Origin of the sequence: Nocardioides marmorisolisilvae (assembly GCF_003725775.1) — a bacterium.
Lineage (GTDB): Bacteria > Actinomycetota > Actinomycetes > Propionibacteriales > Nocardioidaceae > Marmoricola > Marmoricola marmorisolisilvae.
This window is the reverse complement of the sequence record NZ_RJSG01000002.1, coordinates 816029-838841: the sequence shown is the minus strand read 5'-3', so window position 1 is coordinate 838841 and position 22813 is coordinate 816029. Positions and strand designations below refer to the sequence as shown.

At 70.3% G+C, this 22813-nt stretch carries 19 protein-coding genes; 13 read left to right on the top strand and 6 right to left on the bottom strand.

The features are described from left to right. The first annotated feature begins 93 nt into the window (after positions 1–93). From EFL95_RS07905 to EFL95_RS07845, 13 genes are all read left to right on the top strand, one after another. On the top strand, positions 94–1014 hold the full coding sequence (locus tag EFL95_RS07905; protein ID WP_123233467.1) for an NAD(P)H-dependent flavin oxidoreductase: 921 nt from the start codon (positions 94–96) through the stop codon (positions 1012–1014). 82 nt (positions 1015–1096) lie between these two features. Continuing rightward, positions 1097–2803 (top strand): putative Ig domain-containing protein, encoded by a 1707-nt coding sequence (locus EFL95_RS07900; RefSeq protein ID WP_123233466.1) that lies wholly within the window; start codon positions 1097–1099, stop codon positions 2801–2803. A gap of 171 nt (positions 2804–2974) precedes the next feature. After that, the gene (locus EFL95_RS07895; protein WP_123233465.1) at positions 2975–5206 is read left to right on the top strand and encodes a beta strand repeat-containing protein; all 2232 of its coding nucleotides are present in this window, start codon (positions 2975–2977) and stop codon (positions 5204–5206) included. Positions 5207–5270: 64 nt separating this feature from the next. Further along, positions 5271–5960, top strand: coding sequence for a response regulator transcription factor (locus EFL95_RS07890; protein WP_123233464.1), 690 nt, complete (start codon positions 5271–5273; stop codon positions 5958–5960). Continuing rightward, positions 5957–7312, top strand: a complete 1356-nt coding sequence (locus EFL95_RS07885; protein ID WP_123233463.1) for a sensor histidine kinase — start codon at positions 5957–5959, stop codon at positions 7310–7312. Before EFL95_RS07890 ends, EFL95_RS07885 begins: the two co-directional genes overlap by 4 nt. A gap of 103 nt (positions 7313–7415) precedes the next feature. Then, positions 7416–8945, top strand: a complete 1530-nt coding sequence (locus EFL95_RS07880) for an ArnT family glycosyltransferase (RefSeq protein WP_183407087.1) — start codon at positions 7416–7418, stop codon at positions 8943–8945. Between the two features lie 28 nt (positions 8946–8973). Continuing rightward, on the top strand, positions 8974–9753 hold the full coding sequence (locus EFL95_RS07875; protein WP_123233461.1) for a polyprenol monophosphomannose synthase: 780 nt from the start codon (positions 8974–8976) through the stop codon (positions 9751–9753). Positions 9754–9900: 147 nt separating this feature from the next. Beyond that, positions 9901–10350 carry a CAP domain-containing protein gene (locus tag EFL95_RS07870; protein ID WP_183407086.1) on the top strand — a complete coding sequence of 150 codons (450 nt, stop codon included), beginning with the start codon at positions 9901–9903 and terminating at the stop codon, positions 10348–10350. A 26-nt stretch (positions 10351–10376) separates the two neighbouring features. After that, positions 10377–11339 carry an alpha/beta hydrolase gene (locus EFL95_RS07865; RefSeq protein WP_183407085.1) on the top strand — a complete coding sequence of 321 codons (963 nt, stop codon included), beginning with the start codon at positions 10377–10379 and terminating at the stop codon, positions 11337–11339. 106 nt (positions 11340–11445) lie between these two features. Continuing rightward, positions 11446–12300, top strand: a complete 855-nt coding sequence (locus EFL95_RS07860) for an LLM class F420-dependent oxidoreductase (RefSeq protein ID WP_123233458.1) — start codon at positions 11446–11448, stop codon at positions 12298–12300. Between the two features lie 4 nt (positions 12301–12304). Next, positions 12305–12940, top strand: coding sequence for a TetR/AcrR family transcriptional regulator (locus EFL95_RS07855; protein ID WP_123233457.1), 636 nt, complete (start codon positions 12305–12307; stop codon positions 12938–12940). Next, on the top strand, positions 12937–14442 hold the full coding sequence (locus EFL95_RS07850) for an FAD-dependent oxidoreductase (protein WP_123233456.1): 1506 nt from the start codon (positions 12937–12939) through the stop codon (positions 14440–14442). The genes EFL95_RS07855 and EFL95_RS07850 overlap by 4 nt, the downstream gene beginning before the upstream one ends. Beyond that, positions 14439–14873 (top strand): nitroreductase/quinone reductase family protein, encoded by a 435-nt coding sequence (locus tag EFL95_RS07845; RefSeq protein WP_123233455.1) that lies wholly within the window; start codon positions 14439–14441, stop codon positions 14871–14873. Before EFL95_RS07850 ends, EFL95_RS07845 begins: the two co-directional genes overlap by 4 nt. A 33-nt stretch (positions 14874–14906) precedes the next feature. Here the strand turns inward: EFL95_RS07845 and EFL95_RS07840 are convergent, their stop codons facing one another. The 6 genes from EFL95_RS07840 to EFL95_RS07815 are packed head-to-tail and all read right to left on the bottom strand — an operon-like array spanning position 14907 to position 22752. After that, positions 14907–15245, bottom strand: a complete 339-nt coding sequence (locus EFL95_RS07840; protein WP_123233454.1) for a DUF4288 domain-containing protein — start codon at positions 15243–15245, stop codon at positions 14907–14909. Between the two features lie 27 nt (positions 15246–15272). Then, the gene (gene arfB / locus EFL95_RS07835) at positions 15273–15707 is read right to left on the bottom strand and encodes an alternative ribosome rescue aminoacyl-tRNA hydrolase ArfB (protein ID WP_425463957.1); all 435 of its coding nucleotides are present in this window, start codon (positions 15705–15707) and stop codon (positions 15273–15275) included. A gap of 1 nt (position 15708) precedes the next feature. Continuing rightward, positions 15709–18666 (bottom strand): bifunctional [glutamine synthetase] adenylyltransferase/[glutamine synthetase]-adenylyl-L-tyrosine phosphorylase, encoded by a 2958-nt coding sequence (locus EFL95_RS07830; protein ID WP_123233453.1) that lies wholly within the window; start codon positions 18664–18666, stop codon positions 15709–15711. Positions 18667–18672: 6 nt separating this feature from the next. Then, positions 18673–20010 (bottom strand): glutamine synthetase family protein, encoded by a 1338-nt coding sequence (locus EFL95_RS07825; protein ID WP_123233452.1) that lies wholly within the window; start codon positions 20008–20010, stop codon positions 18673–18675. Then, positions 20003–20713: a type 1 glutamine amidotransferase gene (locus EFL95_RS07820; protein WP_123233451.1), complete on the bottom strand. Its 711-nt coding sequence runs from the start codon at positions 20711–20713 to the stop codon at positions 20003–20005. The genes EFL95_RS07825 and EFL95_RS07820 overlap by 8 nt, the downstream gene beginning before the upstream one ends. Then, entirely contained in the window at positions 20710–22752 is a 2043-nt protein-coding gene (locus EFL95_RS07815) for an NAD(+) synthase (protein ID WP_123233450.1), read from the bottom strand. Before EFL95_RS07815 ends, EFL95_RS07820 begins: the two co-directional genes overlap by 4 nt. Positions 22753–22813 lie beyond the last annotated feature (61 nt).

Genomic DNA, 22813 nt, shown 5'->3' with positions numbered 1-22813 from the left:
ACGTCGCAGGACTACCCAGGACCCGGACACCGGACGCGTCCTGGTGCTGGTCTCCCTGATCGTGCACCCGGCAGATCTGCCACGCTGTGCTGCGTGACCAACCGCGTACAGCAGCTCCTCGGCGTCGAGATCCCGATCGTCCAGGCTCCGATGACGTTCATCGCCAACGCTCCCCTGGCGGCCGCCGTCTCCGAGGCCGGCGGCATGGGCGTGATCGAGACGCTCTCCCCGCAGGGCCGTGAGGACCTGGCGCGGGTCCGCGAGCTGACCGACAAGCCGGTCGGCGCGAACCTGATGATCCAGGGCTGGAAGAACGACCCCTCGATCGTGGAGACCATCGCCGAGGCCGGCATCACCTACGTCGCCTCGTCGGCCGGCGACCCGGCCCTGTTCACCGACCGTCTGCACGACGCCGGCATGACGGTCTTCCAAGTCGTCGGCTCGATGCGCGCTGCCCAGAAGGCGATCGACGCCGGCGTCGACGGCCTGGTCGTCGAGGGCGTCGAGGGCGGCGGCTTCAAGGGTGCGCTCGGCGCCTCGACGATGGTGCTGCTCCCCCTGGTCGCGTCCCGCACCGACCTGCCGATCATCGCGGCGGGCGGCATCTGCGACGCCACCTCGATGGCGGCGGCCTTCGTGCTCGGCGCCGAGGGTGTGCAGATGGGCACCCGGATGCTCGCGACCGAGGAAGCGACCGTGCACGGCAACTTCAAGGACGCGATCGTCGCCGCGGGCGACGACGGAACCGTGCTCATCAGCGTTCCCGGCAACCCGACCATGCGGGTGCTGCGCAACGCGATCACCGAGCGCCTCACCGAGGGTCAGGACGTCAAGCTGCTGGGCCAGATCACCGACCTCTACTTCGGTGGCGACATGGACATCAGCGTCGCCAACACCGGCCAGGTCTCCTCCCGGATCGACACGGTGCTGCCCGTCTCGCAGGTGATCAAGGAGATGTGGTCGGGCTGCACGGCCGCGCTGGACACGGCCCGAAACCGGCTGGGTGCTTCCTAGTCACGCCGGTTCCGCTTAGTGTCGCGGAGAGCGTGCCCTGCACACGCCCTCCCTCTCTGCAGGCACAAGGATTGGAACTCTCATGGCTTCTCTGGGGTACAGGCGCTGGTCAGCGCTCGCAGTCGTGCTGGGCGCGACGCTCGTCGTCGTCGGGCTGGTCGGCCCGGCGCAGGCGTTGACGGCGCGCACGGTCTACATCAAGGCGAGCCCGACCTCGACGTACGGCGGCACCAAGGTCACCTACTCCGGATCGGTGACGCACACCGGGTCCGGCAAGACGGTGCGGTTGCAGCGCTGGAACGGCAGCTCCTGGATCAACGTCGTCAGCACGACGACCAAGACCGGCGGCGCCTACTCGCTCAAGGCGACCATGTACTCCACGGCGGGCACCTACAAGATGCGCACCGTCGCTCCGAAGACCAGCACCCTCGCCACCGCCTACTCGCGCACGATCAGCGTGAAGTCGCTCGGCGTGAACCCGAACATCCCGGTGATCACCACGACCTCGCTCCCGGAGGGCGACAAGGGCATCGACTACTCGACGACTCTCCAGGTCAACGGCGACCCCGGCACCTGGTCGGTCTCCTCGGGTGACCTGCCCGCCGGCATCGACCTCGACGCGGACACCGGCCAGCTCGCCGGCAACCCGACCGCCGGTGGCACCACGCACTTCACCGTGAAGTACACTGAGACCTCGGGCGGCCTGTCGGACACCCAGGCGCTGACCCTGGTCGTGACACCCGACCCGACGATCACCTCGCCGACGACGCTGCCGGCGGCAACGCGGCTGTCCCCGTACTCGACCACGCTGACCCACACCGGTCACGCCGGCACCTGGTCGGTCCCCGACAACAGCCTGCCGGCGGGTCTCGAGCTCGACGCCGACACCGGGTCGCTGCACGGCACCCCGACCGCGTCCGGCACCTTCGGGATCTACCCGACGTTCACCGAGACCTCCACCGGCCGGACCGCGTTCAAGGCTCTCAGCCTGACCGTGAACGGCGCGGCGCTGGCCATCACGACGTCCTCGCCCCTGCCGGCCGGCAACGTCGGACAGGCGTACTCCGTCACGTTCACCAAGACCGGCGGCGCGGGTACCTGGTCCTCGCTCGACCTGCCGGACGGCCTGACGCTCGACGAGAACACCGGCACGCTCTCCGGTACGCCGACCACCGGCGGCGACTACGCGATCTTCATCGGCTTCACCGAGACCGCGACCGGGGACCTCGTCACCAAGGGCTTCGCGCTGCACATCGCGGCTCCGGTGATCACCACGACCAGCGTTCCCGACGGCACCACCGGGACGGCGTACAGCCAGCAGCTGGCGAAGACCGGCCTGGCCGGTACCTGGTCGGTGAAGCAGGGCAACCTGCCGCCCGGCATCACGCTGTCGTCCGGCGGACTGCTCGCCGGTACGCCGACCCAGGCCGGTGACTACGGCTTCACCGTGACCTTCACCGAGACCTCGACCGGGGCCAGCGACAACCAGGTCTACCTGCTGCACGTCTCCGACCCGGGCTCGCCGGTGATCAGCACGCCGAACCAGCTCCCCGACGGCGAGGTCGGGACGGCGTACAGCACCACGCTGGCCGCCACCCCGACCGGTGGCACCTGGTCGATCGTCTACGGCAGCCTGCCCGTCGGACTGACCCTGGACCCGGCCACCGGTGAGATCAGCGGGACTCCGGAGTTCGCGGAGAACGCGATCTTCATCGCGAAGTACACCAAGGGAGCGACGAGCAACACGAAGGCGTTCAGCCTCAACGTCGCCGACGCTCCAGCCGGCTGAACCACCCGGGAAAACGCCCGAATCGGAAGGCCCAGGACAAACCTCCTGGGCCTTCCGGCAATTCTCAGCAGAAAGCCATCCAATAACGGTCCCAATCAGGGTCGTTCGCCCTAGCGTCGGGTGCGGGTGCGCGTGGGGCGTGCCCTCCTCTCGGTTGAAGAAGGTTGGGCGATGAGCTCCTTGCGGATCAGGTACACCTCGGCGATCGCAGTCCTGGCAGGGCTGCTCGTCCTCACGACGGGTCTGATCGGGCCCGCTCACGCTGCCACGGCGCGGAGCATCTCGATCACCCCGAGTCCGACCTCGGCGTACGGCGGCGTCAAGATCACCTACACCGGCACCGTGACCCACACCGGCTCCGGCCAGACCGTCCGCCTGCAGCGCAAGAACGGCGCCAGCTGGGTGAACGTCAGCTCGACGACGACCACCAGCGGCGGCGCCTACAGCGTCAAGGGCACCATGTACGAGACGGCGGGCACCTACACCCTGCGCACCGTGGCTCCCGCCACCGGCAGCCTCGCCACCGCGTACTCGCGCACCGTGAACGTGACCTCGCTCGGCGCGAACCCGAACACCCCGGTGATCACGACCACCTCGCTGCCCGACGGCGACAAGGGCGTCGCGTACTCGGCGACGCTGGCCAAGACCGGCGGCGCCGGCACCTGGTCGATCTCTGCCGGTGCGCTGCCGGCCGGGATCACCCTGAACGCGAGCACCGGAGCGCTGACCGGCACCCCCACCGCCGGCGGCACCGCGTCCTTCACGGTCAAGTTCACGACCACGGCGGACTCCCTGTCCGACACCCAGGCGCTGACGCTGCTCGTTACGCCGCCGCCGACGATCACCAGCCCGACCACGCTCCCGGCCGCTACCCGCGCCGTGGCGTACACGACGACGCTGACCCACTCCGGCAAGGCCGGCACCTGGTCGGTCCCGGCCAACACCCTGCCGTCGGGCCTGAGCCTGAACAGCGCGACCGGCACGATCTCCGGCACCCCGACCGTGGTCGGCACCTTCGGGGTCTACCCGACCTTCACCGAGACCTCGACCGGCCGGACCGCCTTCAAGGCGCTGAGCCTGACGATCAACGGCGCGGCGCTGGCGATCACCACGGCCACGCTGCCGAGCGGCACCCAGGGCACCCCGTACTCGGTGACGCTGACCGAGAACGGCGGCGCGGGCACCTGGTCGCAGCTCGGTCTTCCCGAGGGTCTCGCCCTGAACCCGACCACCGGTGAGATCTCCGGCAACCCGGCCGTCTCGGGTGACTACTCGGTCTACGTCGGGTTCACCGAGACCGCGACCGGCACCGTCGCCACGAAGGGCTACGCGCTGCACCTGAACGCCGGTTCGGTGCCGCCGGGCTACCCGACGATCACGACCACCTCGCTGCCCACCGCCAGCAAGGGCGCCCCGTACTCGGCGACGCTGGCCAAGACCGGCGGCGCCGGCACCTGGTCGAAGACCGCGGGCAACCTGCCGCCGGGCATCACGCTCGACGGTGCCACCGGCGCGTTCTCCGGAACCCCGACGACGCCGGGCAGCTTCGGGTTCACGGTGAAGTTCACCGAGACCAGCAGCGGCCACTCGGTCAGCAAGACGTTCGCCATCTACGTCGACCCGGGCCCGAAGGTGACCACCACCTCGCTGCCGGACGCGCACGTCGGCCAGGCGTACTCGGTGACGCTGACCAAGACCGGCGACGACGGCACCTGGTCGTCCTACGAGCTGCCGGACGGCCTGACCCTGGACGAGAACACCGGAGAGATCTCCGGTACGCCGACCACCGGTGGCGTGTACCCGATCTACGTCGCCTTCACGGAGACCGACTCGGGCAACTACTCCACCGCCAGCCTGTCGCTGAACATCATCGCCCCGGTGATCACGACGACCTCGGTCCCGGACGGCACCACCGGCTCGGCGTACAGCCAGCAGCTGCAGAAGACCGGCCTGGCCGGCACCTTCGAGCAGACCGCCGGCTTCCTGCCGGACGGGATCACGCTGTCCTCGGGCGGCCTGCTCGCCGGCACCCCGACCGCGGCCGGTGACTACGGCTTCACGGTGACGTTCACCGAGACCGCCACCGGCGCCTCGGACAAGCAGGCCTACCTGCTGCACGTCTCCGACCCGGGCTCGCCGGTGATCAGCACGGCCTCCCAGCTGCCGGACGCGACCGTCGGCACGCCGTACACGACCACCCTGTCGGCCACGCCGACCGGCGGCACCTGGTCGATCACCTACGGCAGCCTGCCGCTGGGCCTCACCCTGAACGCGAGCACCGGCGTGATCAGCGGGACGCCCACCTTCCCGGACCCGGAGATCTTCATCGCGAAGTACACCAAGGGTTCGACCAGCAACACCAAGGCCTTCAGCCTGAACTCGAAGGCCGCGCCGACCCCGTGATCGACCTGAACCCCGCCTGAACGCTGCTGTCGCGGCGTTCGGGCGGGGTGCCAGACTGGCGCCCATGCGGATCCTGGTCGTCGAGGACGAGAAGCGCCTCGCTGCGAACCTGCGTACCGGCCTCGAGGCCGAGGGCTTCGCCGTCGACGTCGCGCACGACGGAGGCGAGGGGCTCTGGTACGCCCGGGAGAACGCGTACGACGCGATCCTGCTCGACATCATGCTGCCGGTGATGAACGGCTACAAGGTGTGCGAGACGTTGCGCGCCGAGGAGAACTGGACGCCGATCCTGATGCTCACCGCCAAGGACGGCGACTGGGACCAGGTCGAGGCGCTGGACACCGGGGCGGACGACTACGTCACCAAGCCGTTCTCATTCGTGGTGCTGCTGGCCCGCCTGCGCTCGTTGCTGCGCCGCGGTGTCACGGAGCGCCCGACGGTGCTGAGCGTCGGCGACCTCAGTCTGGACCCGGCCAGCAAGACCGTGACCCGTGCCGGAGCCGAGGTCAGCCTCACCTCGCGGGAGTTCTCGCTGCTGGAGTTCCTGATGCGCCGTGACGGCACCGTCGTCACCAAGGCCGACATCATCGAGAACGTCTGGGACTACGCCTACGAGGGCGATCCCAACATCGTGGAGGTCTACATCGGGCGGCTGCGCCGCAAGATCGACAAGCCGTTCGGCCGCGACGACATCCAGACCCTGCGCGGCAGCGGCTACCGGCTCGGCGGCGCGCCCGGAGCGAGCGGCGCGTGAGGCTGCTCGAGCGGATCAGCGCCTCGACCCGGGCCCGGGTGACCGGACTGGCCACGCTGTTCGTGCTGCTGGTGCTCTCGCTCGGCTCGGTGGTCCTGGTGCTCGCCCTCAGCCACTCCATCAGCAACAGCCTGATCAACTCCGCACAGCAGGACGCGCAGTCGATCGTCGCGCAGCTCAAGACCGGGGTGAGCCCCGCCGAGGCCGCCACCACGGGGCGCAACGACGTGGTCGTCCAGCTGCTCGACGCGCACGGCACCGTGATCGCCAGCGACCACTCCGCACGCCTCACCGTGCCGCTGCTCACCAGCCCGGGGGTGCACAAGTCGCAGGTCGTCCCCGGTGAGCACGACAAGTTCACGGTGGTCGCCCTGCGGGCTGCGGACGAGCAAGGGGTACGGCTGGTCATCGTCGGCCGATCGACCGAGCAGCGCGACGAGACCCGGGCGGAGGCGGCCGGAGTGCTGGCCGTCTCGGTGCCGCTGACCGTCGCCGCGCTGGCCTGGATCATCTGGTTCAGCGTCGGCCGGGCGCTCCGCCCGGTCGAGGTGATGCGCCAGCAGGCGAACAAGATCAACGCCGCGCACCTGCCGGACCGCCTGGCCCTGCCTGAGGGTGACGACGAGATCCCGCGCCTGGCCCGGACCCTGAACGAGATGCTCGACCGGATCGAGGACGGACAGCGACTCCAGCGCCAGTTCGTCTCCGACGCCTCGCACGAGCTCCGCTCTCCGCTGGCCGTGATCCGGCAGGCCGCGGAGATCAGCCAGAGCCACCCGGAACGGATCAGCACCGAGGAGCTGGCCGCCGACGTGCTCGCCGAGAGCGCCCGCCTCGAGGGCCTGGTCTCGGCGCTGCTCACGCTGGCCCGCATCGAGAACCGGACGGACGCTCCGCACGAGCAGGTCGACCTGGACGACCTGGTCTTCACCGAGGTGTCCCGCCAGCGCGACAAGGCCGGCAGCGTCACTCTCGACGTGTCCGACGTCGGCGCCGGACGCACCATCGGCAACCCGGTCCTGCTGGCCCAGGTCATCCGCAACCTGCTCGACAACGCGGTCAGGCACGCCTCGGGTGTCGTCCGGATCGGGCTGCACCAGGGCGGCGGAACCGCGACCCTGGTGGTCGAGGACGACGGTTCCGGCATCGCGGCTGCTGACCGCGCCCGGGTCTTCGAGCGTTTCGTGCGTCTGGACGAGGCGCGCGCCCGCGACGACGGCGGCAGTGGGCTCGGTCTGGCGATCGTCGCCTCGATCGTGCACGAGCACGGCGGTTCGGTCCGGATCGAGGACGCGGCGGACGGTGGCGCCCGGTTCGAGGTGCGGCTTCCGATGGCGCCCGGGGACGACTGATCCTTCCGTCGAAACTGATCACTGTCTGACGGTCACCTGAACGCGCGATGGACGTCGGAAGGCGTTCAGGTTGGGTTCAGCGGGGAACTGTCAGTTTGTGACCGTGACCGCCGAAGTGCTCCAACCGACCCGTCGCCTCGTGGAACGGGTCCGGACCGTGCCCACCCTGCCGGTGGTGCTCGGCCTGCTGGCCATCGGCCGTCTCCTCGAGTTCCGCCAGGGCGGCTCCCCCGACGAGGGCGGGTTCCTGGTCGTCGCGAACCAGTGGCACGCCGGCGGCACCTCGCTCTACGGAAACTACTGGGTGGACCGCCCACCGCTGCTGCTGGTGATCTACCGGATCGCGGACCTGCTCGGCGGTCTGGGAGCGCTGCGGGTCATCGGCATGGTCGCCGCAGTCGCGACCGCCGCTCTGGTCGCCGACACCGCCCGGGTCGCGTTCGGACGCCGCGCCGCGAACTGGTCCGTCGTAGTGGCGGCGGCGCTGCTGCTCTCGCCGCTCTACGGCGCGGTCGACGTCAACGGCGAGCTGCTCGCGGCGCCGTTCATCGCCCTGGGCATCCGGGCCGCGGTCGAGGTCTTCCACACCGACGAGCAGCTGCGCTCGCGGCTCGCAGCGCTGTTCACCGGAGCAGCCGCCGTCGCGGCCCTGCTGATCAAGCAGAACATGGCCGACGTCGTGATCTTCGCCGCGATCTGCTGGATCGTCGCCTGGCGCACCCACCGGCTGAAGGGTCGCGACCTGGTCGACAGCATCCTGTTCGCCGGCGCCGGCTTCGTGGCCGGCTACGCCGTGGTGATGCTCTGGGCGTTGGCGCACGGCTCGTCGCCCGGAGACATCTACCAGGCCACCTACCCCTTCCGGATCACCGCTGCCCACGTGATCGCGCAGGGCTCGGCCCACGCGTCGGGCATCCGCCTGGAGAAGCTCGTCGACGCGTTCACGTGGTCGTTCGTCCCACTGCTGCTCGTCGCCTTCGCCCTCTTCGGCATCCGGCGGTCACGGCAACCCGCGATCGTGGCGGCCCTGGCCGTCGTGCTCGTCTTCGACGCAGCGTCGGTCTTCGCCGGCGGCAGCTATTGGCTGCACTACCTGATCCAGAGCGCCCCGGCCGTCGCCCTCGCCGCTGGCGCCACGTCGCTGGCCGCGCCTCGGGTGATCCGTGCAGCCACGGCTCTGGTCGCCGCGTCCGCGATCATCGCGACCGGCAGCGTGGTCGCACACCCGACGGCCACCCCGGGGACGACCGTCGGCGACGCGGTCAGGAGCGTCGCCCAGCCGGGCGACACCCTCGTGCTCGCGTTCGGCGACGCGGACATCCTGCGTAACAGCGGGCTCACCTCGCCGTATCCCTACCTGTGGAGCATCCCGTCGCGCGGACTCGATCCCGACCTGACGCTGTTGCGCGGCCTGCTCGCCGGACCGAGCGCGCCGACCTGGATCGTCGTGCACGGCGACAGCTTCAAGCAGCGGCTGCACACCACCGGCACGGCCGCGCTGATCATCCAGCGCTACAAGCTCGTGAGCCGGATCTGCGGCCGCTCGATCTACCTGCTCGACACCGTGCACCGCGCCGTGCCCACCCAGGACCGGACCTGCACCGGCGGCACGTTGCTGCCGAACCTCCCCTGACCTTCGATCCGAGAACAACCGAGAAGAGATGACGATGACGCCCCACGTACGCCGCCTGGTCGTGATGCCGACCTACCAGGAGGCCGAGACGATCACCACCGCCCTGGACGCCGTGCTGCGCGCCGCTCCGGGCGTGGACATCCTGGTCGTCGACGACAGCAGCCCCGACGGCACCGCCGACCTGGTGCGCTCGCACCCGGCGTACGGGTCCTCGGTGCACCTGCTGGTCCGCCCGGAGAAGAACGGGCTCGGTGCGGCGTACCGTGCCGGCTTCGCCTGGGCGCTGAACGAGGACTACCACCAGATCGCGCAGATGGACGCCGACCTGTCCCACCCGCCGGGGCGCCTGCCCGCTCTGTTCGAAGCGCTGGGCGAGGCCGACGTCGCGGTCGGTTCGCGCTACGTGCCGGGCGGCGCGGTCGACAACTGGGGTCTGCACCGGCGGCTGCTCTCCCGCGGTGGCAACGTCTACGTCCGTGCCGTTCTCGGCACCGGCGTGCGCGACAACACCGCTGGTTTCAAGGCGTTCCGACGCGACGCGCTGCTCGTCATCGAGGTGCTCGCCAGCGAGTCGAGCGGCTACGCCTTCCAGATCGAGAACACCTGGCGGGCGCACCGGCGCGGTCTGCGGATCGTCGAGGTGCCGATCACCTTCACCGACCGCACCGCCGGGACGTCGAAGATGTCCGGCCCGATCGCTCGCGAGGCGCTGCGCCGCGCGCTGCAGTGGAGGCTCGCCGAGCTGCGCGAGCGGCCGGCCGCGGTTCCGTCTGTCGGAAGAGACCGAGACCTGCTGAATACGCGGTAAATACCAACCGCGTAGTTAGTAGTTCCTTTTGCCTAATTGTCCCGAATCCGTTGCGCACCCCCAGCAACATTCGCCACAGTGGTGCGCATGCATCGACGCGCGTGGGGTACGTCGCTCCTTCTGGGCCTGCTCGTTCTGACGAGCGCTATGCCCGCTTCTGCCCGGTCTGCGACCACGCAGACCTCGGCCCGGACCACTGCGGTCTCGGCTCCGACCAAGTTCGAGTCCGATCTCCTGGGCATGATCAACCGCCGACGTACCGCGATCGGATGCTCCGCGCTGAGCTACCGCTCGACGCTGGCGTACGCCGCCCGGCAGCACACCAGCCGGATGATCGCCGCCCACGAGGTCTCGCACCAGCTCTCGCGGGAGCCCTCGCTGGCCACCCGGATCACCAACGCCGGCTACACGCCGTGGCGGTGGCTGGCCGAGAACCTGGCTGAGGGCACCAAGGGTCCGTACGCGACCTACACGCTGTGGATGCACAGCGCGCCGCACCGCGCGAACATCGAGAACTGCAACCTGCGCAACGCCGGCATCGGGTCCTCGTGGGCCTACGGCGTCACCTGGAACACCATCGACTTCGGTCGTCAGTAGGTCGATCTCGTGGCACGCTGCCCTGCGTGAGCATCAGCCGTGCAGCACATCTCGGGGTCGCCGTACTGGCCACCTTCCTCGTCCGCGTCCTGGTCCGGTTCAAGCCGCAGCGCTGGTGTCCACCGGCGATCAGCCTGCGCCTGTTCCGGCTCTCCTCCCAGGCGACCAACGCGATCACGACGGCCGACCTGCGCCGTCGGGTGCCGGCGGCCGGATGGACGTCGAGGACCGACCTGTCCTACGGGCCAGGACGGTTCGACCGCTTCGACCTCGCCGTTCCTGACCGGCCCGGCCCGCACCCGCTCGTCGTCTGGGTGCACGGCGGTGGCTGGCACTTCGGCGACAAGCGCGACGTGCTCCCGTACGGCGAGATGCTGGCCGCGCGCGGGTTCGCCGTCGCCGCGGTCAACTACCCGCTGGCGCCTCGGGTCCGGTACCCGGCCGCCCCCGACGCAGTCCGCGCGGCGCTGAACCACCTGCGCGAGCACGCAGCCGAGCTCGACCTCGACCCGGAGCGGATCGTGCTCGCCGGCAACTCGGTCGGCGCTCAGATCGTCAGCGAGCTCGCGGTCTCGGGCACCTCGCCGTTGCGCGGGCTGGTGCTGTTCTGCGGCATCTACGACCCGGTCGGGCTGGACGACAGCGACCGGATGTTCGAGGCGGTCCTGGAATCGGCGATGTGGTCGGTCACCCGCAGCCGGCACTGGCAGCACTCCCCGGTGTGCGCCGAGATGACGGTCGTCGACAAGGTGACCGCCGACTTCCCGCCGACGTTCCTGTCCGGCGGGAACCAGGACCCGCTGTTCCGGCGCCAGACCCCGCCGATGGCACAGCGCCTCCACGAGCTCGAAGTGGCCGTCGAGGAGTTCTACCCCGGCGACGAGGCCGCGCCCTGCTTCCACGAGTACCAGACGTGGCTCGGGACCCCGGCAGGCGCCGAGGCGTTCGAGCGCGTGGTCGCGTTCCTGGAACGCAATCTTGGTTCCTGAGCGCGATCTTGGTTGTTGAGCCTGTCGAAACACAATTCTCATTGAGTCCTCTATGATTCTGGCCGAGAGCCTCCGCGCCTGCGGGGACCGACGACCAGGAGAGTCCATGCGCCACGGCATCGTGCTGTTCACCAGCGACCGCGGGATCACCCCGGCCCAGGCGGCCAAGGCCGCGGAGGACGCCGGCTTCGACACCATCTACGTGCCCGAGCACACCCACATCCCGGTCAAGCGCGACGCCGCGCACCCCGGCACCGGGGACGAGACGCTCCCGGACGACCGCTACATGCGCACCCTTGACCCGTGGGTCTCACTCGCGACCGCTGCCGCGATCACCACGAAGATCCGGCTGTCCACCGCGGTCGCGCTGCCGGTCGAGTCCGACCCGATCACCCTCGCCAAGACCATCGCCACCCTCGACCACCTCTCCGGCGGTCGTGTGACCATCGGCGCCGGCTTCGGCTGGAACACCGACGAGCTGACCGACCACCACGTGCCGGCCGCCAAGCGCCGCACCGTGCTGCGCGAGTACCTCGAGGCCATGCGCGCGCTGTGGACCCAGGACGAGGCCGCCTACGACGGTGAGTTCGTGAAGTTCGGCGCCTCCTGGGCCTGGCCCAAGCCCCCGCAGGGACACGTGCCCGTGATCATCGGCGCCGGCGGTGGCCCGAAGACCTTCGCGTGGATCGCCAAGAACGCCGACGGTTGGATGACCACGCCGATCGAGGCCGACATCACCGGCAAGGTCGAGGCGCTCAAGGCCGCCTGGGCCGCCGAGGGTCGCGACGGCGCTCCTGACATCCGCGTGCTGATCGCGATGAAGCCGTCCCCCGAGGACCTGGCCACCTGGGCCGAGATCGGCGTCACCGAGCTGATCTGGGGCCTGCCGGACAAGTCCGCCGAGGAGGTCGTCGCGTTCATCGGGCGCCACGGCGAGCGCCTGGGACTCTCGGGCTCCTGACGCCATGACCCTCGACCCGGTCCTCTCGGCGAAGGGCACGCGCCTGAACAAGCGCGGCCTGGAGACGCGGCAGTCGCTGCTCGCGGTCGCGCGCCGTTGCCTGGCTGCGGGCGGACCGGACGCGGTCAGCGCGAGTCTGATCGCGCGCGAGGCCGGGGTCACCTGGGGCACCGTGCAGCACCAGTTCGGTGACGTGGACGGGCTCTGGGCCGCACTGCTCGAGGACGTCCTCGGCGAAGGAGCCGCGACGGCGCTGCCGGTGCCGGCCTCCGCCGATCTCGGCAAGCGGGTCGAAGCCGTCATCGGCTCGCTCTGGGCCGCGATGGACCTGCCCGCGTTCCGGGCGATCCACAACCTGCGCCAGGCGCTCCCCCGCTCGCGCGACGAGCTCGAGGCGACCTACCCGCTGACCGCGGCGGCGATCGTCCGGTGGGACGAGTCCTGGCGCTCGACGATGGAACAGGCCTTCGCCGGCCTGGCCGTCGACCCGGTCAAGCTCGAGCGCGTGCGCAGCCTGCTGCCCGGCGCGATGCGCGGCCTGCACTCCGAGCAGTACCTCTCCTCCTACACCGACCTCGCCGAGGCCCGCCGCGGCCTGGTGGAGGCCGTCACCAGCTACCTCGAGAAGGGCAACCGATGAGCAGCGAGTTCGACGTGATCGTGGTGGGCTCCGGTGGCGGCGCGATGACCGCGGCCCACCTGGCGCAGAAGCACGGCCTGCGCACCGTCGTGGTCGAGAAGACCCCGTACGTCGGCGGCACCTCGGCCTACTCCGGGGGTGCCTGCTGGCTCCCCGGCTCCTCGGTCCAGCAGAAGGCCGGCATCAGCGACTCCACCGAGGGCGCCCGCGACTTCCTCGGCGCACTGCTGGTCGACCCGGACACCGTCAAGGTCGAGGCCTTCCTGGCCGAGTCGCCGCGCCTGGTCGCCGAGCTCCTCGAGGACGACGCGATCGACTTCGAGTGGCTGCCGTTCCCCGAGTACTACGACGGCCCGGGCCGGGTCAGCTGGGGTCGCTCGATCCAACCGACGAACATCAAGCGCGCCGAGCTGCCCGACGACGTCGCCGCGCTGGTGCGTCCCCCGGTCGAGCTCGACCGGATGGGTCAGCCCGGCCGGAACACGCTCTCGGGCGGGCAGTCGCTGATCGCCCGCCTGCTCTGGGCCTTCACCCGTGACGGCGGCACCGTGCTGACCGGCCACGCGGTCGACACGCTGGTCACCGACGGCGACCGGGTCGTCGGAGTCTCCGCGACCACGGACTCCGGAACGGTCGGGCTCAGCGCGAGCAAAGGCGTCATCGTTGCGGCCGGCGGGTTCGAGCACAACCAGGCCTGGCGCTCGGAGTACGGCGTACCGGGTGACTCGGCGTGGTCGATGGCCCCCGACGGCACCAACACCGGCGAACCGATCGCGGCGGCCCGGGCCATCGGCGCCGCGACCGCTCTGCTCGACCAGGGCTGGTTCTGCCCCGGCCTGGAGCACCCCGACGGGCACGGTTCGTTCACCCTCGGCTTCCGCAGCGGCGTGATCGTGGATGCGACCGGCAACCGCTACGCCAACGAGTGCCTGCCCTACGACCGCTTCGGCAAGGAGATGGCGAAGGCCGCGAACCGGATCCCGTCCTGGTTCGTCTTCGACAACCGCGAGGGCGGCGGCCTGCCGGCGATCGCGATGCCCGAGGGCAACCGCGCCGACCACCTCGCGGCCGGCACCTGGGTCGAGGCGGACAGGCTCGAGGCCCTCGCCGAGCAGCTCGGACTGACCGACCTGGTCGCCACCGTCGAGCGCTTCAACGGCTTCTGCGAGACCGGCGTCGACGAGGACTTCGGACGCGGCGGCGACGAGTACGACACCTTCTTCGCCGGGGGCGACGGCCCGAACAAGGCGCTGGTCGGCGTCCACCAGGGTCCGTTCACCGCGGCGCGGTTCGTGCTCTCCGATCTCGGCACCAAGGGCGGCATCGTCACCGACGCAGCCGGGCGGGCGCTGCGCGAGGACGGCTCGGTGATCACCGGCCTGTACGCGACCAGCAACTCGGCCGCGAACGCGTTCGGTGCCTTCTACCCCGGCCCGGGCGCCCCGCTCGGCACAGCCATGGTCTTCGGATCCCTGGCCGTCTCCGACATCATGGGGTCGTGAAGCTCAGCACCCAGGTGTTCATCACCTCCCTCAAGGTCCACCAGGAGATCTACGAGCGCAGTGGCGGCCTCCTCGGCCACCGCCTGCTGCTGATGCCGACCCTGCTGCTGCGCACCACCGGGCGGAAGAGCGGTCTCACCCGCACCAACGCGCTGGTCTACGGCCGCGACGGTGGCCGCTACCTGGTCTGCGGCTCCAACGGTGGCCACCACCTGCCGCCGGCCTGGGCGCTGAACATGGAGGCCAACCCGGACGTCGAGATCCAGGTCGGCATCAAGAAGATGAAGGCGGTCGCCACGACGCTGCGACCGGGCGATGCCGACTACGAGCGGCTGTTCGCGATCTGCAACAAGGCGAACCGCGGCCAGTTCGCGGCGTACCAGAAGAAGACCGTGCGCCCGCTCCCGGTCTTCGTCATCACCCCCGCCTGAGGCTCGATCGACGCACCTCGACGACGCGGGGTCTTAGTCGTCGCCGTGGCTCTGGTGCTCGTCGCCGGTGTCGAAGAACGCGTCGAGATAGTCCTCGGGGTCGAGGTCGCTGTCGCGCATCAGGGAGAAGATCTCCGCGCCGTCCACCGGATCGTCGAAGAGGTGGAAGCACTGAGCGAGCCCGACGTACTCGATCTCGGCGTCCTCGATGGCTGCGGCGTACTCCTCCGCCTCGGCCTCGGCACGCTCGATCGCCTCGTCGGTGCTCGCGGCCTGCCAGAGGGTGATCCGCTCCTCGTAGGTGGTCACGCCGACCTCCACGATCGAACGGAAGACGCACCGCACCGCGTACCAGTCGGAGTCGAGGGTCACACGCTCATCGTGCACCCGCGACCGCCCTCAGTCGCCCGTGACGCGCCCGCGCAGCTGCTTGGTCTGCCCACGCTGCTTCTTCGCCTCGACCCGTCGGCGCTGGGAGGCCTTGGACGGCTTCGTCGGTCGCCGCGGGGGCGGTGGCGGAGCCACGGCCTCGCGCAGGATCGCGACCAGGCGGTCCCGGGCGGCGTTGCGGTTGCGCAGCTGCGAGCGGTGCTCCGAGGCCGTCACCGAGACGGGTCCGGGCGGGAGCGCCTTGAGGATCCGGCGCAGCTGAGGCTCGGTGAACGCGGTCGAGGCCGCGGGGTCGAAGAGCAGCTCGACGCGGCTGTCGGTGGTGTTGACCGACTGACCTCCGGGACCGGAGGACCGCGAGAACCGCTCGGTCAGCTCCTCGGCCGGGATCGTCGTGCCCGACGGCAGACCCGGACCGGGTGGGACGACGAGGTCGTCGGGCACCTCAGCCGCCCCAGAACAACCGGTCCACGACGCCGTACGCGCGGCGCGTGGTGCGCTGGTAGTCGTTGACCATCGCGGTGGTCTCCCCCGGCCCGTAGCCGAGAACCTTCGCGACGGCCGCGCGCTCGCGCGGGTCGTTGGGCAGCTGGTCGCTGGCCTTGCCGCGCACCAGCACCGCCGCGTTGCGAGCACGGCTGGCCAGCGTCCAGGCGGCCTTGAGCGCCTCGGCGTCAGCGGGCTCGACGAGCTCGTGCGCGACGGCAGCGTCCAGCGCGTCGAACGTCTTCGGCGTGCGCAGCTCGGCGATCCGGCCGGCGTGCTGGAGCTGGAGCAGCTGGATCGTCCACTCGACGTCCGCCAGACCGCCGCGGCCGAGCTTGAAGTGCGTCGCCGGGTCTGCCCCGCGCGGCATGCGCTCGTCGTCGACCCGGGCCTTGATGCGACGGATCTCGACGAGGTCGCGCTCGCTCAGACCGGACTCGGGGAAGCGCAGCGGGTTGATCAGGTCGGTGAACCGACCCAGCAGCTCGCGATCCCCGGCGACCGGCTCGGCCCGCAGCAGCGCCTGGGCCTCCCAGACTGCCGACCACTTCGCGTAGTAGGCAGCGAACGAGTCGAGCGTGCGGATCAGCGGACCGTTCTTGCCCTCCGGGCGCAGGTCGGCGTCGACCTCCAGGGGCGGGTCGGTGGCCGGCAGCGCCAGCAGCCGGCGCAGCTCGTTGACCACGGCGATCGCCATCTTGCCGGCCAGCTCGTGGTCGGAGTCGGGCTCCGGGTCGTGCACGAACATCACGTCGGCGTCACTGCCGTAGCCCATCTCGTAGCCGCCGTACCGACCCATGGCGATGATGCCGATCTTCGTGGCCAGCCTGGTGCCCCGCTGCTTCTCCACCGACTCGATCGCGACGGCGAGCGCGGCCTCGAGGGTCGCGTCGGTGAGATCGGTGAGCGCGTAGCCGACCTCGGCGACCCCGAACGGCACGCACAGGTCGGCGGCACTGATCCGCAGCAGCTCACGCCGGCGGATTCCCCGGATGCTGCGGATCGCCTCCTCGGCGTCACCGCGCCGCGACGCGTTCGCGAGCATCTCGGTCTGGATCGTGTCGCGGCCCAGCGGGCGCAGCTCCTCGTCAGCGAGGATCTTCACCCCCTCCGGCTCACGCTCGAGCAGATCGGTGGCGTACCGGCTGGTGGCCAGCACCTGCGCCAGACGCTGGGCCGTCTCGCCCTCGTCACGCAGCAGCGTCAGATACCAGGGGGTCGATCCCAGCGCGTCGGAGATGCGGCGGAACCCGAACAGCCCGGCGTCCGGGTCGGGGGCATCGGCGAACCACTCGAGCAGGACCGGGAGCAGCGTGCGCTGGATCGCGGCGGTCCGGGTCACGCCGCTGGTCAACGCCTCCAGGTGCCGGATCGCCGCCTCGGGGTCGAGGTAGCCGAGCGCTGCCATCCGCTCGATCGCGGCGTCGGTCGTCAGGCGGGCCTCGTCACCGGGGATCCGGGCCACCGCAGCCAGCAGCGGACGGTAGAAGAGTTTCTCGTGCAGTCGCCGCGCCTCGCGCCGGTGGTGGCGCCAGTCCTTCTCCAGCTCGCTGACCGGGTTCTTCAGGTGCCCGAGTGAACGGCCGAGCCGACGCAAGGACGTCTCGTCCTCCGGCACCACGTGCGTACGCCGCAGCTGGTAGAGCTGGATCCGGTGCTCGAAGGTGCGCAGGAAGGCGTAGGCATCGTGCAGGGACTGGCCGTCCTCGCGTCCGACGTACCCGCCGTTCTTGAGCTCCGAGAGCGCGCTCAGCGTCGTCGGCGAGCGGACCGAGGAGTCGGTGCGGCCGTGCACGAGCTGCATCAGCTGGACCGCGAACTCGACGTCGCGAAGCCCACCGGACCCGAGCTTGAGCTGGCGCCCGGCCTCGTTCGCCGGGATGTGGTCGAGAACGCGGCGGCGCATCGCCTGCACGTCCTCGACGAAGCCGTCCCGCTCGGAGGCCTGCCAGACCATCGGAGCGATCGTCTCGACGTAGGCGCGCCCGAGCTCGAGGTCGCCGGCGACCGGGCGGGCCTTGAGCAGCGCCTGGAACTCCCAGGTCTTCGCCCAGCGCTCGTAGTAGCCGCGGTGGCTGGCCAGCGTGCGCACCAGCGGACCGTTCTTGCCCTCGGGCCGCAGGTTCGCGTCGACCGGCCAGATGGTCCCCTCGGCGGTCTGGTCGCCGCAGACCTGGATCAGCATCGAGGCCAGCTGGGTCGCCACGCGCAGCGCGGCAGCCTCCTCGACGCCCTCGGCAGGCTCGGCCACGAAGATCACGTCGACGTCGCTGACGTAGTTCAGCTCGTGCCCGCCGCACTTGCCCATCGCGATCACCGCCAGCCGGCACTGGCCGGCCTCCGGTCCGACCTTGGCGCAGGCGATCGCCAGCGCCGCGTCCAGGGTGCCGGCGGCCAGGTCGGAGAGCTCAGCGGCGATGTCGTCGACCCCGACGTGGTGGGCCAGGTCGCGGCTGGACAGCCGGAGCAGCACCCGGCGGTACTCCACGCGGAGGGCGTTCAGCGCCTCGGCGTACGGCAGTCCGTCGACGGCGGCGATCAGGTCGGCCCGGACCGCGTACGCCGCCGGCCGGGTGGAGCCCAGCGTCGGGTCGCGCAGCTCGTGCCAGTGCTCCGGGTGGCGGACGAGGTGGTCCCCGAGCGCCTGGCTCATCCCGATGACCGAGAGCAACCGCATCGCGGTGCCCTCGTCCTCCTCGAGGACCTCCAGCAGGGTCCCCGCATCCGGAGCCGCCTCGTGCAGCCGGGTCAGCACGTCGAGCGCCAGGTCCGGGTCCGCGGTCTGCCCGAGGATGGACACGACCGGCCAGGCCGGCGGTCCGAGCGCGGTCAGCCGCTCGGCAGCGAGCTCACTGTTCTCGAAGCCGACCCGGGCGAGGTTCCCCGCCGAGACGATGCCGCCTGGTCCACGCGCCATCAGCGGCTAGATCACCGGGAGCATCCGGTCGCGCTCGAACGCGGAAACCTGGCCGCGGTACTCCTCCCACTCCGCGCGCTTGTTGCGCAGGAAGAAGTCGTAGACGTGCTCGCCCAGGGTCTCGGCCAGCAGCTCGGAGCGCTCGGCCACGCCGATGGCCTCCCAGAGCGTCTTCGGCAGCTGCTGCAGCCCGAGCGCCTGCCGCTCGCGGTCGGTCAACGACCAGACGTCGTCCTCGGCCTCGCGCGGCAGCTCGTACTTGTTCTCCAGGCCCTTCATGCCCGCGGCCAGCACGACGGCGAACGCGAGGTAGGGGTTGCAGGCCGAGTCGATGGTGCGCAGCTCGATCCGGGTCGACTGACCCTTGTTCGGCTTGTACATCGGGACCCGGACCATCGCCGAGCGGTTGTTGTGGCCCCACGAGATGTAGGAGGGGGCCTCGCCGCCGCCGATGAGGCGCTTGTAGGAGTTGACCCACTGGTTGGTCACGCAGGTGATCTCTGCGGCGTGGTGCAGGATGCCGGCGATGAAGTGACGTCCGGTCGCGGACAGCTGGTACTCCGCCCCCGCCTCGAAGAAGGCGTTGCGGTCGCCCTCGAAGAGCGAGACGTGGGTGTGCATGCCGGAACCCGGGTGCTCGGTGAACGGCTTGGGCATGAAGCTCGCCCAGACGCCCTGGCCGAGCGCCACCTCACGGACCACCGTGCGGAAGGTCATGATGTTGTCGGCCGTGGAGAGCGCGTCCGCGTAGCGCAGGTCGATCTCCTGCTGGCCCGGGCCACCCTCGTGGTGGCTGAACTCCACCGAGATGCCCATCGCCTCGAGCATGGTGATGGCCTCGCGGCGGAAGTCCGAGCCGGCGCTCGTCGAGGTGTGGTCGAAGTACCCGCTGCGGTCCACCGGCACCGGGACCGTGCCGGCCTCCGGCTGGCCCTTGAACAGGTAGAACTCGATCTCGGGGTGGGTGTAGAAGGTGAAGCCCTGCTCGGCGGCCGACTGCAGGGTGCGCTTGAGCACGTAGCGCGGGTCGGCGTACGACGCCGAGCCGTCGGGCATGGTGATGTCGCAGAACATCCGGGCAGTGGCCGGGCCGTCGCCGCGCCACGGCAGGATCTGGAATGTCGAAGGATCAGGGCGGGCCAGCATGTCGGCCTCGGTGACGCGGGCGAAGCCCTCGATCGCGGACCCGTCGAAGCCGATCCCCTCGGTGAAGGCACCTTCGAGCTCGGCCGGCGCGATCGCGACGGACTTGAGGTACCCGAGCACGTCGGTGAACCACAGCCGCACGAACCGCACGTCGCGCTCCTCGAGAGCGCGGAGAACGAAGTCTTCCTGCTTACCCATGACGCAAACGATAGGGGTTCTCGGAGCAGAGCGTCGCGAAGGCCACCGCCACCGGCTGCCAGGAGGCGTCCAGGTCGGCGCGAGCTGCGGCGACCGCGGCCAGGAAGCCGGCGACGTCGACTCCGTCCTCCTCGGCCCAGAGGGCCAGGACCTGCTCGTCGACCTCGGGGTGCGACTGGATGCCCCACGCCCGTACGCCGAACCGCAACGCCTGCACCTCGCCTCCGGACGCGCGGGCCAGAACAGTGGCGCCGGGCGGCGGCTCGGTCACCACGTCGTTGTTCCAGTGCGCCGCACGAGCGGGCCGCGAGCCGAACAGCGGGTCGTCGGCAGCCGACTCGGTCCAGCCGTGCTCAAGCAGGTCGCGCTGGGTGCCGTTCGGGTTGGGCTCGACGGTACCCCCGAGCGCGTCGGACACGATCTGGTGGCCGAGGCAGATCCCGAGCACCGGCGTCTCGTGCGCGACGGCCTCGCGGACCAGAGCCTTGGTCGGCACCAGCCACGGCGTCGCCACCTCGTCGGTCGCGTTCATCGCGCCACCGAGGACCAGCAGCCCGGAGTGCTCGGATAGGTCGACCGGCAGCACCTCGCCGACGTACGGGCGACGGACGTCAAGGGCCGCGCCGGAGGCGGTCATCCAGGTGCCGAACCAGGCCGGCGGGCAGCCGTCCTCGTGCTGGACGACCAGGACGGGCGCGGTCACGTACCCGGCACGCGGTCCAGGTCGGCCAGCCACACCTTCGCGTTGGCGTCCGAGGGCATCCGCCAGTCACCGCGGGGCGAGAGCGACCCGCCGGCGGAGACCTTCGGGCCGTTCGGCAGCGCCGAGCGCTTGAACTGGCTGAAGCCGAAGAAGCGGTTCACGAAGACGCCGAGCCACTTCTTGATCTCGGGCAGGTCGTAGGCGACCCGCCGTTCCTCGGGGTAGCCCGAGGGCCACAGGCCGGTTCCGGCATCCGACCAGGCCGACCGGGCCAGGAACGCGATCTTGCTCGGCCGGAAGCCGTAGCGCAGCACGTAGTACAGCGCGAAGTCGTGCAGGTTGTAGGGCCCGATGGTGCCCTCGGTGCTCTGCGCGACCTCGCCCTCCTTCGTAGGGATGAGCTCGGGCGTGATCTCCTGCTCGACGATCTCGGCCAGCACCGCGTCGACCTCGGCATCGAACTGGTCGGTGGAGATCGCCCAGCGGATCAGGTGCTGGATCAGCGTCTTCGGCACTCCGGTGTTCACCGCGTAGTGCGACATCTGGTCGCCGACGCCGTAGGTGCACCAGCCGAGCGCCAGCTCGGAAAGGTCCCCGGTGCCGAGCACGATGCCGCCACGGTGGTTGGCCAACCGGAACAGGTAGTCGGTGCGCAGCCCCGCCTGGACGTTCTCGAACGTCACGTCGTAGACGTCCTGACCGTCCGCGAACGGGTGGCCCAGATCCTCGAGCATCTGCTTCGCCGCCGGCCTGATGTCCAGCTCCTCGAAGCTGACGCCGAGCGCCTTCGCGAGCCGGGTGGCGTTGTTCTTGGTGGTCTCGGTCGTCGCGAACCCGGGCATCGTGAACGCCAGGATGTCGCTGCGCGGCCGGTCGAGCCGGTCCATCGCCTTGGCCGCGACGATCAGCGCGTGCGTCGAGTCCAGGCCGCCCGAGACGCCGATGACGACCTTGGGCTGCCCGATCGCGCGCAGACGCTGCTCGAGCCCGGAGACCTGGATGTTGTAGGCCTCGTAGCAGTCCTGGGCGAGCCGCTCGGGGTCGTCGGGCACGAACGGGAACCGGTCGACGGTGCGCCGGAGCCCGATGTCGCCAGCGGGCGGGTTGAGCTCGACGTTGATGTGGTTGAAGGCCTCGTAGTCCATCCCGGTCGCCCGACGATTGTCGTCGAAGGTGCCCTGGCGCATCCGGTCCTGCCGGATCCGGTCCAGGTCGACGTCGACCACAGTCCGGCGAGGTCCGTCAGGGAAGCGCTCGGACTCCCCCAGCAGGTCACCGCACTCGTAGACCATCGTCTGGCCGTCCCACGACAGGTCGGTGCTGGACTCTCCTTCACCAGCCGCTGCATACAGGTAGGCGCCCAGGTATCGCGCGCTGGCCGATCGCACCAGGAGGCGCCGGTCCTCGGCCCGCGCAACAGTGATGGGCGAACCCGAGAGGTTGGCGAAGACGGTCGCACCTGCCACAGCTGCTCGCGCACTGGGCGGAACCGGGACCCACATGTCCTCGCAGATCTCGACGTGGAGCTCGAGTCCCGGCACGTCGTCCGCGACGAAGATCAGGTCGATACCGAACGGGATGTGTTCCCCGCGCAAGATGATCGTGTCGTCCGGCAGCGCCCGACCCTCGGCGAACCAGCGCTGCTCGTAGAACTCACGGTAGTTCGGCAGGAAGGCCTTCGGGACCACACCGAGGAGCTCACCGTCGTGGATCACGGCGGCACAGTTGTAGATCCGGTTCATGCTCCGCAGCGGGAGGCCGACCACGATGATCGGCCGGAGGCCGCTGCTCGCCTCGACGAGGTCGAACATCGCCTTCTCGGCAGCTTCGAGCACGACGTCCTGGAGGAACAGGTCGTCGATCGCGTACCCGGTCAGGCACAGCTCGGGGAAGACCGCGACCGCGACGCCCTCGTCGTGGCACGCCCGGACCTCCGCGAGCACGCTCGCGGCGTTGGTCGCGGGGTCCGCGATCGCCACGGGGATCGTGCAGGCGGCAACCCGCGCGAACCCGTGGGCGTAACAGGAGTCAAAGTCCACCCCACCAGTCTCCCGGATCACAGGAAAGGTGTCGAACGAATCCGGAGGTCGCCTCTACCCT